This is a genomic window from Pseudomonas sp. SIMBA_067 (assembly GCF_046534675.1).
Lineage (GTDB): Bacteria > Pseudomonadota > Gammaproteobacteria > Pseudomonadales > Pseudomonadaceae > Aquipseudomonas > Aquipseudomonas putida.
In genome coordinates this window covers 1-12,139 of sequence record NZ_JAWRYH010000026.1, presented here as the reverse complement: position 1 = coordinate 12,139, position 12,139 = coordinate 1, and the positions used below count along the sequence as shown (strand labels likewise).

Here is a 12,139-nt window from a genome sequence, read left to right as displayed (position 1 = left end):
TGGCGTCCCCTAGGGGACTCGAACCCCTGTTACCGCCGTGAAAGGGCGGTGTCCTAGGCCACTAGACGAAGGGGACGAACCTTCTTACCTTCAAGACCCGGTTGCTGGACCCGGTCTTGCTCGCCAGCCGTGACTGACAAGCGGAATTTGGTGGAGCTAAGCGGGATCGAACCGCTGACCTCCTGCATGCCATGCAGGCGCTCTCCCAGCTGAGCTATAGCCCCACAATGTCGCTTTGAACAGAATCGCTGGCTGGGTGGCTGGCGTTTCGTTTTCGTTCATCGCTGTGGACGGGGCGCATATTAAGATCGGATTGCAGGGCTGTCAAACGAAATTTTGAAAATATTCAAAAGTTTTTTCACAGATAACAATCACTTACCGCCCTGCCCCGGTTTTTCGGGCTTCAGCTGGACCTTGTGGGAGCGGGCGTGCCCGCGAATGCGATGGTAGATCAAACACCGCATTCGCGGGCACGCCCGCCCTCACAGGTTAGGTGTAACGCTGAATCAGGCGATCGAAGCCAGCAGCTTTTCCCACTCTTTGTTTTCTTTCTTCGACACACCACCCAGCAGGTCCAGGGCCTGGCGCAGACGGTAGCGGGTCAGGTCGGGGCCGAGGATTTCCATGGCGTCCAGCACCGACACCGAGCTGGCCTGGCCAGTAATGGCGGCGAACATCAGCGGCATGGCATCACGCAACTTCAGTTCCAGCGCCTCGACCACGGCCTGGATGCAGCCGGTGATGCGCTCTTTTTCCCACTGGCGCAGGCTTTCGAGCTTCCACAGGATCAGCTGGATCACCTGGCGCACCTGGTCGGCCGACAGTTTCTTGCTTTCGAACAGCTTGGCATCCAGCTTCAGCGCACCTTCGAAGAAGAACCCGCCCAGCGGGGCTACCTGGCTGAAAGTCTCGACCCGGCCCTGCACGTGCGGTGCAATCTTCATCATGTAGTCGCTGTTGAATGCCCACTTCTGCAGGCGTGTGGCGAATTCCTCGACCGGCAGTTCGCGCAGCCACTGGCCGTTGAGCCAGGACAGCTTCTCGATGTCGAAGATCGGGCCACCCAGCGAAATACGCGACAGGTCGAAGTGCTCGACCATCTCGTCCAGCGAGAACTTCTCGCGCTCGTCCGGCATCGACCAGCCCATGCGGCCCAGGTAGTTGAGCATCGCCTCCGGCATGAAGCCCATGCGCTCGTAGAAGGTCACCGAGGTTGGATTCTTGCGCTTGGACAGCTTGGACTTGTCCGGGTTACGCAGCAGCGGCATGTAGCACAGCTTGGGCTGGTCCCAGCCGAAGTATTCGTACAGCTTGATCAGCTTGGGCGCCGACGGCAGCCACTCTTCGCCACGCAGGACGTGGGTGATGCCCATCAGGTGGTCGTCGACCACGTTGGCCAGGAAGTACGTCGGCAGGCCGTCGTTCTTCATCAGCACCTGCATGTCCATGCGGTCCCACGGGATTTCGACATCGCCACGCAGCATGTCCGGCACCACGCAGATACCTTCGCTCGGCACCTTCATGCGGATCACGTGTGGCTCGCCAGCATCCAGGCGGCGCTGCACTTCCTCGGCGCTCAGCAGCAGTGCGCGGCCGTCGTAGCGCGGGGTTTCACCGCGGGCCTGTTGCTCGGCACGCATCTGCTCCAGCTCTTCGGCGGTGCAGAAGCAATAGAAGGCGTGGCCGGCGTCAACCAGCTCCTTGGCATACTTCGCGTAGATCTCGCCACGCTCGCTCTGGCGGTAAGGGCCGTGCGGGCCGCCCACATCCGGGCCTTCGTTCCATTCGATGCCGAGCCAGCGCAGGGCGTCGAAGATCTGCTGTTCCGACTCGCGCGTGGAGCGCAGCTGGTCGGTGTCTTCGATGCGCAGGATGAACTCACCGCCGTGCTGCTTGGCAAAGCAGTAGTTGAACAGGGCGATGTAGGCAGTGCCGACATGGGGGTCGCCGGTAGGCGATGGCGCGATACGCGTGCGTACGGTGGTCATGGAAGGTCTCGAACTGAAGATGAAACAAAGGCGGGATGTTAGCAGGAGGCAGGCACCGGGCTCCAGCAATGGCGCGAACGTCACTTGTGGACAGGCCCTGCGGCACTGTTAAATTTGCTTACATTTCTGGAACGATAGTCCCCATGCCTGCCCAACTCAAACGCCGCCTGGCGATCTTCTTCACCCTGGTGGCCATCATCGCCCTCGCCTTCCTGGCCCACTGGTACTTCAAGGGCCGCTTCTACGAGAGCACCGACAACGCCTACGTACAGGGCGAGATCACCCGTATCTCCAGCCAGCTGGGCGCACGTATCGACGCGGTGCCGGTCGAGGACAACCAGCACGTTAACAGAGGTGACCTGCTGGTACGCCTGGAAGCGGCAGACTTTGACCTGGCGGTTGACCGCGCCCGCGCCACCCTGGCCACCCGTGAAGCGGAATACGCACAGGCACAAAGTCGCCTGACCCAGCAAGGTAGCCTGATCGCCGCCGGGCAGGCTCAGGTGGCAGCCAACCAGGCCACGTTCGACCGTTCCCGAGTGGACCTGAGCCGTGCCGAAAAGCTGCGCAAGCCAGGATTCATCTCCGAGGAGCGGGTCACCACCCTATCGGCAGACAGCCATGTTGCCGGCTCTCAAGTCGACAAGGCCCGCGCCGACCTGCAAAGCCAGCGCCAGCAGGTCAACGCCCTGAACGCCGACCTCAAACGCCTCGATGCACAAATCGCCAATGCCCGCGCCGACCTGGCCCAGGCCGAGCTTAACCTGACCCGTTGCGAAATCCGCGCGCCGATCAGCGGCACTATCGGCCAGCGCAATGCGCGCAATGGCCAGGTGGTGCAGGCCGGTGCCTACCTGCTGTCGATCGTGCCCGACGAAGACATCTGGGTGCAGGCCAACTTCAAGGAAACCCAGATCGGCCAGATGCAGCCTGGCCAGCGCGCCGAGCTGCTGTTCGACAGCTACCCGGACACCCCCATCGAAGGCCGGGTAAACAGTGTGTTCGCGGCCTCGGGGGCGCAGTTCAGCCTGCTGCCACCCGATAACGCCACCGGGAACTTCACCAAGGTGGTGCAGCGCATCCCGGTCAAGCTCACCTTCAGCGCCGACAACCCGCTGCATGGGCGCATCCGCCCCGGCATGTCGGTGACAGCCACCATCGACCTGCGCAGCGAGAGCGAAGGCCACGATGGCCGGTGACCAACTGCTCAGGCCCAGCGACGAGCCTACCCGGCGCGACTGGATCGCGGTGATGAGTGTGATGCTCGGCGCGTTCATGGCGGTGCTGGACATCCAGATCACCAACTCGTCACTGAAGGACATCCAGGGTGCCCTGTCGGCAACCCTGGAAGAAGGCTCGTGGATTTCCACCTCGTACCTGGTGGCGGAAATCATCATGATTCCGCTGACCGCCTGGCTGGTGCAGCTGCTGTCTGCCCGGCGCCTGGCCGTGTGGGTTTCCGGGGGCTTTCTGTTGTCGTCACTGCTGTGCTCGATGGCCTGGAACCTGGAGAGCATGATCCTGTTCCGCGCCCTGCAAGGCTTTACCGGCGGCGCGCTGATCCCACTGGCGTTTACCCTCACGCTGATCAAGCTGCCCGAACACCACCGCGCCAAAGGCATGGCGATGTTCGCCATGACCGCCACGTTTGCCCCCTCCATCGGCCCCACCCTGGGCGGCTGGCTGACAGAGAACTGGGGCTGGGAGTACATTTTCTACATCAACATCCCGCCGGGCCTGGTGATGATTGCCGGCCTGCTGTACGGGCTGGAGAAGAAAGAGGCGCACTGGGAGCTGCTGAAAAGCACCGATTATGCAGGCATCGTCACCCTGGGCCTGGGGTTGGGCTGCCTGCAGGTGTTTCTTGAAGAGGGGCACCGCAAGGACTGGCTGGAGTCGCACCTGATCGTCGGCCTGGGCAGCGTCGCCCTGGTCAGCCTGATCACCTTCGTCATCCTGCAGTTCTCCAAGCCACACCCGCTGATCAACCTGCGCATCCTCGGTAACCGCAATTTCGGCCTGTCGAGCATCGCCAGCCTGGGCATGGGCGTAGGCCTGTACGGGTCGATCTACCTGCTGCCGCTGTACCTGGCCCAGGTGCAGGGCTACAACGCCTTGCAGATCGGCGAGGTGATCATGTGGATGGGGGTGCCGCAGCTGTTTCTGATCCCGCTGGTGCCACAGCTGATGAAAGTGGTGTCGCCCAAGCTGCTGTGCGCCCTGGGGTTCTGTCTGTTCGGCGCCGCCAGTTTCGGCTCGGGGGTGCTCAACCCGGACTTTGCCGGGCCGCAGTTCAACCATATCCAGATCATCCGCGCCCTTGGCCAGCCGATGATCATGGTGACCATTTCGCTGATCGCCACGGCTTACATCCAGCCGCAGGATGCGGGGTCGGCATCGAGCCTGTTCAATATCCTGCGTAACCTGGGGGGTGCGATTGGCATCGCCTTGCTGGCCACGCTGCTGGATGCGCGCACCAAGGTGTATTTCGACTACCTGCGCGAAGCGGTAGTGCCGAGCAACCCGCAGGTAGCGGAACGGCTGGCGCAACTGGCCGAGCGGCTGGGCAATGACAATGCGGCGCTGGGCAAGTTAAGCGAAATCACCCACCAGCAGGCCATGATCATGGCCTACAACGACGCCTTCCACTTTGTCGGGATCGGGTTGGCGGTGAGCATGGTGGCAGTGTTGCTCACCCGCAAGCTGCCGGCGGGGTTGAAGGCTGGGGAAGCCCACTAGCTTGTGCTGAGCCTATCGCCGGCAAGCCAGCTACCACAGGTACCGGGCAAATTTTGAATGCAGCGGCACACCTGTGGGAGCTGGCTTGCCGGCGATAGGGCCAGTTCAGCCACCCAAAGGGATCAGCTGGTAATCAACCGCTCGCGCAGCTGGGTAATCTCGTCGCGCAGCTGCGCCGCAGCTTCGAACTCCAGGTCGCGGGCGAACTGCATCATCTTCTCTTCAAGCTGCTTGATACGCTTGGTGATCTCGCCCGGCGTACGCAGCTCGGCCTCATAACGGGCGCTCTCTTCTGCCGCCTTGGCCATGCCCTTGCGCTTTTTGCTGCGCGCGCCAGGCACAGTGGCGCCTTCCATGATGTCGGTGATGTCCTTGACCACGCCCTTGGGCACGATGCCGTTGGCTTCGTTGAAGGCGACCTGCTTTTCACGGCGTCGCTCGGTTTCGTCAATCGCCCGCTGCATCGAGCCGGTGATGTTGTCGGCGTACAGGATGGCCCGGCCATTGAGGTTACGCGCAGCGCGGCCGATGGTCTGGATCAGCGAGCGCTCCGAGCGCAGGAAGCCTTCCTTGTCGGCATCGAGGATCGCCACCAGCGAAACCTCCGGCATGTCCAGGCCTTCGCGCAGCAGGTTGATGCCCACCAGCACGTCGAAGGTGCCCAGGCGCAGGTCGCGGATGATCTCTACCCGCTCCACCGTGTCGATGTCCGAGTGCAGGTAGCGCACCCGCACATCGTGGTCGGCGAGGTAATCAGAGAGATCCTCGGCCATGCGCTTGGTCAGCGTAGTGGCCAGCACCCGCTCGCCCAGCGCCACGCGCTTGCGGATTTCCGACAGCAAGTCGTCCACCTGGGTCAGTGCCGGCCGTATCTCGACCTGCGGGTCTACCAGGCCGGTCGGACGCACCACCTGCTCCACCACGCGCCCGGAATGCTCGGCTTCGTAGGGGCCCGGGGTAGCGGACACGAAGATGGTCTGCGGGCTTACATCTTCCCACTCATCGAAGCGCATCGGCCGGTTGTCCAGTGCCGAGGGCATGCGGAAGCCGTACTCGACCAGGGTTTCCTTGCGCGAACGGTCGCCCTTGTACATGGCACCGACCTGCGGAACGCTGACGTGTGATTCGTCGATCACCAGCAGTGCATCGGCTGGCAGGTAGTCGTACAGGGTGGGCGGCGGCGCACCGGCCGGGCGCCCGGACAGGTAGCGCGAGTAGTTCTCGATGCCGTTGCAGTAACCCAGCTCCATGATCATTTCCAGATCGAAACGGGTGCGCTGCTCCAGGCGCTGCGCTTCCACCAGCTTGTTGGCCTTGTGCAGGTACTCCAGGCGCTCCTTCAACTCTTCCTTGATGCCCTCCACGGCCTCCAGCAGGGTTTCCCGCGGGGTAACGTAGTGGCTCTTGGGGTAGAAGGTGAAACGTGGCAACTTGCGGAAAACCTCGCCGGTGAGCGGGTCGAAGGCGGCGATGTTCTCCACCTCGTCATCGAACAGTTCGATGCGGATGGCTTCAAGGTCCGACTCGGCCGGGAAGATGTCGATCACATCACCGCGCACGCGGAAGGTGGCACGGGCAAAGTCCATTTCGTTGCGGGTGTACTGCAGGTCGGCCAGCCGGCGCAGCAGTGCGCGCTGATCGAGCTTGTCGCCGCGGTCCACATGCAGGACCATTTTCAGGTAGGACTCGGGGCTGCCCAGGCCATAGATGCACGACACGGTGGTCACGATGATTGCATCGCGCCGCTCCAGCAGCGCCTTGGTCGCCGACAGGCGCATCTGCTCGATATGGTCGTTGATCGAGGCGTCCTTCTCGATGAAGGTGTCCGACGACGGCACGTAGGCCTCGGGCTGGTAGTAGTCGTAGTAGGAAACGAAATACTCCACCGCGTTATTGGGGAAGAACGCCTTGAATTCGCCGTACAACTGCGCGGCCAGGGTCTTGTTCGGCGCCAGTACGAGGGTCGGGCGCTGTACCTGCGCGATGACGTTGGCGATGCTGAAGGTCTTGCCCGAGCCCGTTACGCCGAGCAGCGTCTGGTGCGACAGCCCCGCCTCGATGCCTTCGACCATCTGGCGGATGGCCTCGGGCTGGTCGCCGGCCGGCTGGAAACGGGTGACGAGCTGGAACTCGGACATGTCGGACCTCGCGGTATTGCAGCAACTGTAAATTTAGCCAGTAGTCTATACCCAAATGCGGCTATCCGGGCGCGCTTTCAAGGCCGGGCTGTGAGCGCTTGTTACAGTGGACACGGCAATTAGACCAATGGTCGAAAAATATTTGCGCAAATAGCCGGAAAAGCTGTGCCAGAGTGTCGCAGTGACCGGGCGGTATCACTATACTGACTCCCCGTTTGTGCACCGCTTCAGTGCATTCGGCTGGAGCGTGTACGTCCTATCACTCTCCAATCAGAGCCAATGTAACAATGAGCCTGTTTTCCGCTGTCGAGCTGGCACCCCGCGACCCTATCCTGGGCCTCAACGAAGCATTCAACGCCGACCCACGTACCGAGAAGGTCAACCTGGGCGTTGGCGTGTACTGCAATGAGGAAGGCCGCATTCCGCTGCTGCGCGCCGTGATCGAAGCCGAAACCCAGCGTGCCGCCCAGCACGCCTCGCGCGGCTACCTGCCGATCGACGGCATCGCCACTTACGACCAGGCCGTGCAAAAACTGATCTTCGGCGCCGAGTCGCCACTGCTGGCCGCCGGCCGCGTGGTCACCGTGCAGGCCGTTGGCGGCACCGGCGCGCTGAAGATCGGCGCCGACTTCCTCAAGCGCCTGTCGCCCAATGCCGTGGTTGCCATCAGCGACCCGAGCTGGGAAAACCACCGCGCACTGTTCGAGACCGCCGGTTTCCCGGTACAGAACTACCGCTACTACGACGCGCCGAGCAACGACGTCAACCGTGCCGGCATGCTCGAAGACCTGAACAACCTGCCGTCCGGCTCGATCGTCGTGCTGCATGCCTGCTGCCACAACCCGACTGGCGTCGACCTGGGCCTGGACGACTGGAAAAACGTCCTGGAAGTGGTCAAGGCCAAGGGCCATGTGCCGTTCCTCGACATGGCCTACCAAGGCTTTGGTGACGGCATCGCCGAAGACGCCTTCGCCGTGCGCCTGTTCGCCGAGTCGGGCCTGGACTTCTTCGTTTCCAGTTCGTTCTCCAAGTCGTTCTCGCTGTATGGCGAGCGCGTTGGCGCACTGTCGATCGTCACCGGCAACAAAGACGAAAGCACTCGCGTGCTGTCGCAGGTCAAGCGCGTAATCCGCACCACCTACTCCAACCCGCCGACCCACGGCGCGACCATCGTCGCTACCGTGCTGAACAGCGGCGAACTGCGCCAGATGTGGGAAGCCGAGCTGAGCGAGATGCGCCAGCGCATCCACGGCATGCGCCAGCAAATGGTCAGCCTGCTGGCTGAATATGGCGCCAAGCGCGATTTCAGCTTCGTTGGCCGCCAGGCGGGCATGTTCTCCTACTCGGGCCTGACCGTTGAACAAGTGGCGCGCCTGAAGAACGAGTTTGGCATCTACGCGCTGGACACCGGCCGGATCGCGGTTGCCGCGCTGAACCAGAGCAACATCCACGTGGTGACCAAGGCCATCGTCGAAGTGCTGTAACCTATTGATTTGCCTGGGAGAGGCTTGACATCTCCCTGGCAATCAGTAACATATGGCGCAGATTCCGCGATAGCTCAGTCGGTAGAGCAAATGACTGTTAATCATTGGGTCCCTGGTTCGAGTCCAGGTCGCGGAGCCAAACATTGAAAAGCCCCCGGGTGCGCAAGCAACCGGGGGCTTTTTGGTTGTTCACCGGAAGTATGTCAGCGCCTGGTAAATCGAGCGCCGCCCGCGCGGCGCTCGATTTACCAGGCAGCACAAGACTCAAGACATGCGCCTTCCAGCCCCAGAGCCCTCAACTACTGCGCCCAATCGGGTAAAACTCCCCCCGGCTCCATACGCCCAACCATTCCTCCCCCTCGATTACATGCGGCACCGCCAGTTCCACCAGCTGGTAAAACACATTGCGATGTATCAGCGCTTCCAGGTTGCTGCGCATCAACACATACGGCGATGGCTCCTGCGTCACCGGGTCGATCACTACCCGCAGGGGATTATCCGGCCCGGCGTCAACCTGGTCCTCGACATTGCTGGTGAAGCGCAGCACCTGCTGCTCCCCCTCCCCCAGCACCTCCAGCGCCACGGCCACGAATGGGGCATCGTCGACGCGGATGCCAACCTTTTCTACCGGGGTAATCAGGAAGTAGTCATCGCCATCGCGGCGAATGATCGTGGAAAACAACCGCACCATCGGCTTGCGCCCGATCGGCGTGCCCAGGTAATACCAGGTGCCATCGCGGGCAATGCGCATGTCGATGTCACCGCAAAAATCCGGGTTCCACAGATGCACCGGCGGCAGGCCCTTGGCCTTGGGGATCTGTGCCAGAAGATCATTGGCCTTGCCGGAATCACTCATCACGCCTGCCTCATTCGCTCATACCCAGAAGGCTACGAGCGTACTCGCGCATCGGCGCACCAAGCAAATCCTCCGGGGTGTTGTCATGGAACGTCAACAAACCGCCACGGCTCTTGATGCGTGCGGTGTCGATCAGGTAGCGGGTATTGGTTTCGATCAACATCATCTGCACCACGCCAGTGTCCCACCCCAGCCGGTCGACGGCCTGTTCGTCATACCACTCATCGCCATTGCCGATGCGGTCATCGGTACGGGCGAAGCGGGTGTACAGGACGTAGTCGGCACCCACCGAACGTGCCTGGGCAATGGCGTCTTCCAGGCCCAATGGGCCTTGGGCGCGGCGCACCAACGGGAAATACTCGACAAAGCTCTTGAACGCCTCGTCAGCCACCGCGTTCTGCCGTGGCACCGGCCCCTTGCCCGGCGGCACGAATGCACCCTGGCCGATGAAGATGAACGAGTCGGGCTGTAGGCGGATCGACAGGGTACGCCGGGTATCACTGTGGTCCAGCAGACCGGCATCGCTCATGTGATAGCGGACGCCTTCGCCCATATCGCTGACATTCATGCAGCCGCCCAGCGCCATCAGCGCCAGCAGCAAGACCAGGCTACGCATCTTTCCTCCAGTGGCCGGCGACGAAAAACCGGCGAATAGCCGGCGGATGCAGCTTTTGCGCCAGCTTCAGCCGCCAATCACCTTCATCACCATCACATCACCGGAAAACGCCAGGTCCTGCTTGTCTGCCAGCGCCTTGACCAACAGGCGCTGCAGGGCCGGCAGGGCCTGATGACGCGGCTTTTCCAGCAGGTCACCGACGAAGTGGCGATTGCTCGAAGACAGGCAGCCATGCAACCAGCCCGTGGAGGACAGGCGCAAGCGCGAGCAGGTACGGCAAAACGGTACGCTCTCGTTGGCGATGATGCCGAAGTGGCCAATGCCCGGGATTTCATAGCGCAGGGCTGTGGCGTCCAGCGGCGCATCGACCTGGACATAGGCATGCTTGCCGCCGATCAGCGCCAGCAACTGGTCGAGCCCGACGAACTGCTGCACAAAGGCATTGTGCTCACGGGCCAGGTGGCCCATGCGCATGAGTTCGATGAAGCGCAACTCGAAGCCGCGCTCCAGGCAGTAATCCAGCAGCGGCAATACCTGCTCGAGGTTGTGCCCGCGCATTGGCACCATGTTCACCTTGATTCGCATGCCCAGTGCACTGGCCTGCTCCATACCCGCCAGCACACTGGTCAGGTCGCCGCCCCGAGCAATGCGGCGGAAGGCCTGAGGCTCGAGAGTGTCGAGGGAAACATTCAGGCGTCGGATACCCGCCGCTTGCAGCTGGGGCAACTTACGCGCCAACAGCTGGCCATTGGTGGTCAGCGAAATATCGTCGAGGTCGAGCTTGGCCACGGCGGCCAGAAAGGCATCCAGGCGCGGGCTGACCAGCGGCTCACCCCCTGTGATGCGCAGGCGCTCGATACCAGCCGCTTCGATCAGGTAGGCCACGCCGCAGGCCAGGGCATCTGCCGAGAGTTCGTCTTGCGCCGCCACCAGGCGTTTGCCGTCTGGCACGCAGTAGGTGCAGGCATAATTGCAAGCAGCCGTCAGGCTGACACGCAGGTTGCGAAAGCGCCTGCCTTGACGATCGACAATCATGAATGACTCCGGCATGGATGATAAGGGGCAGGCGAAACCTGACTCATAAATCAGGTTTTTGCAAGCCCCCGCACCCTGCCGGTTTCAGCGTCAAGTGACGGAACGCTTCAGTTCGTCGGTTCCGGATCGCGTTTGCGTTTGTTGCCCATGCGCACACCGATGTCCATCAGGAACTGGAAGAAACCTTCCTGATCCTCAAGCACATTGCTCCAGAACGGCGAGTGGTACAGCGCCACGGCGCCGTGCACCAGCGCCCAGGCCGCGCAGTAATGGAAATACGGCGGTACGTCTTCGAGCTTGCCTTCGCTGATGCGGCCCTTGATCAGCTGAGTCAGGCGATCGAAGTTGGAGGCACGGATACTGTGCAGTTGCTCGACCATTTCCGGCACCTGGTTGCCCTTGACCACCTTCTCTTCCAGGCGATCGAACAGCCGGTAACGTTGCGGGTCGCGCATGCGGAACTCGAAGTAGGCGCGTGACAGGGCTTCCTTGTCACGGTCGACGTCGGCCGAGTGCAACAGTTCGTTCAGGTCGCGCTCATAGTCGAGCATCAGGCGCAGGTAGATTTCCGCCTTTGACTTGAAATGCTTGTAGATCGTGCCTTTGCCGATACCCACGGCGTCGGCGATCATTTCGACGGTGACGCTGTCCTCACCCTGTTCGAGAAACAGCTTGAGCGCGGTGTCGAGGATTTCCTGTTCGCGACGGCGAAACTCACGGACCTTACGAGGTTCTTTCTGCATGGGAAGGACTGGATGACAATCGAAGCGGTTTATTATGCCTAACTTGCAAGAAATTGCACGGATCATCCACGCATGTCTGTGTTTCACCATGCTTACTGCCATGCGCTGCGGAAGGATTGAAACCTCGGCGTATTCCAAATTTGTTTAAAAAACGACCAATATACGCTGGCACTGCGCCAAACCTGACCAATACTTGAAGTGTTGGCGCGGCGCATCCCCCCCAAGTGGCGCGCCGATAAAGGTGCTCAGGGACCGCGTACCTTTGTTTTACTCCTAATGGTCTTAACCCGGATTCCCCCCCAGAACCCGGGTTTTTTTTGCTTGCGCGACGGGTCGCACAGCGACCCGCACTCCCCGCTCGGAGTTTGTGCTGTACCGTGCCTGTGATCTTGATATTGATATTGATCTTGATCTTGATCTTCGCGACTTCAGGAGGCCGAACGCAGGCCTTGCGGAGGGGGGGGACGGGCATGGATGCCCGTCAAGCGCTGGGCCCCAGGATGGGGCCTGCAGCGCGGTCCTCCCGGGAGCGAGGCCGGA

The 12,139-nt window shown here is 61.7% G+C and carries 9 protein-coding genes and 3 tRNA genes; 4 read left to right on the top strand and 8 right to left on the bottom strand.

Annotated features, from left to right (window positions below):
* The 3 genes from SB765_RS27780 to gltX all read right to left on the bottom strand — a co-directional run bounded on the left by SB765_RS27780 (position 1) and on the right by gltX (position 1,988).
* Positions 1 to 76, bottom strand: a tRNA-Glu gene (locus SB765_RS27780).
* A 72-nt stretch (positions 77 to 148) separates the two neighbouring features.
* Positions 149 to 224, bottom strand: a tRNA-Ala gene (locus SB765_RS27775).
* Positions 225 to 506: 282 nt separating this feature from the next.
* Positions 507 to 1,988 (bottom strand): glutamate--tRNA ligase, encoded by a 1,482-nt coding sequence (gene gltX, locus SB765_RS27770; RefSeq protein ID WP_410911345.1) that lies wholly within the window; start codon positions 1,986 to 1,988, stop codon positions 507 to 509.
* 143 nt (positions 1,989 to 2,131) lie between these two features.
* Between gltX and SB765_RS27765 the strand changes: the two genes are divergently transcribed.
* Both SB765_RS27765 and SB765_RS27760 read left to right on the top strand, forming a co-directional pair.
* Positions 2,132 to 3,187 carry an HlyD family secretion protein gene (locus tag SB765_RS27765; RefSeq protein ID WP_410932256.1) on the top strand — a complete coding sequence of 352 codons (1,056 nt, stop codon included), beginning with the start codon at positions 2,132 to 2,134 and terminating at the stop codon, positions 3,185 to 3,187.
* Between the two features lie 49 nt (positions 3,188 to 3,236).
* Positions 3,237 to 4,727, top strand: a complete 1,491-nt coding sequence (locus tag SB765_RS27760) for an MDR family MFS transporter (protein WP_341798862.1) — start codon at positions 3,237 to 3,239, stop codon at positions 4,725 to 4,727.
* 122 nt (positions 4,728 to 4,849) lie between these two features.
* On the opposite strand, the gene uvrB is transcribed toward SB765_RS27760, so the two are convergent.
* Positions 4,850 to 6,865 (bottom strand): excinuclease ABC subunit UvrB, encoded by a 2,016-nt coding sequence (gene uvrB, locus SB765_RS27755; protein WP_016500881.1) that lies wholly within the window; start codon positions 6,863 to 6,865, stop codon positions 4,850 to 4,852.
* Between the two features lie 287 nt (positions 6,866 to 7,152).
* Between uvrB and SB765_RS27750 the strand changes: the two genes are divergently transcribed.
* Both SB765_RS27750 and SB765_RS27745 read left to right on the top strand, forming a co-directional pair.
* A complete protein-coding gene (locus SB765_RS27750) occupies positions 7,153 to 8,349 on the top strand; it encodes an amino acid aminotransferase (protein WP_341797961.1) in 1,197 nt (398 codons plus the stop codon).
* A gap of 63 nt (positions 8,350 to 8,412) precedes the next feature.
* Positions 8,413 to 8,488 (top strand) — tRNA-Asn (locus tag SB765_RS27745).
* A 156-nt stretch (positions 8,489 to 8,644) separates the two neighbouring features.
* Here SB765_RS27745 and SB765_RS27740 read toward each other — a convergent pair.
* From SB765_RS27740 to SB765_RS27725, 4 genes are all read right to left on the bottom strand, one after another.
* On the bottom strand, positions 8,645 to 9,205 hold the full coding sequence (locus tag SB765_RS27740) for a DUF1285 domain-containing protein (protein WP_341797960.1): 561 nt from the start codon (positions 9,203 to 9,205) through the stop codon (positions 8,645 to 8,647).
* A gap of 10 nt (positions 9,206 to 9,215) precedes the next feature.
* Complete coding sequence (locus SB765_RS27735) at positions 9,216 to 9,821, bottom strand: DUF4823 domain-containing protein (RefSeq protein WP_016485497.1); 606 nt, start codon at positions 9,819 to 9,821, stop codon at positions 9,216 to 9,218.
* A gap of 66 nt (positions 9,822 to 9,887) precedes the next feature.
* A complete protein-coding gene (locus SB765_RS27730) occupies positions 9,888 to 10,856 on the bottom strand; it encodes a GTP 3',8-cyclase MoaA (RefSeq protein WP_410932255.1) in 969 nt (322 codons plus the stop codon).
* Between the two features lie 107 nt (positions 10,857 to 10,963).
* Entirely contained in the window at positions 10,964 to 11,599 is a 636-nt protein-coding gene (locus SB765_RS27725) for a TetR/AcrR family transcriptional regulator (protein ID WP_016485495.1), read from the bottom strand.
* Positions 11,600 to 12,139 lie beyond the last annotated feature (540 nt).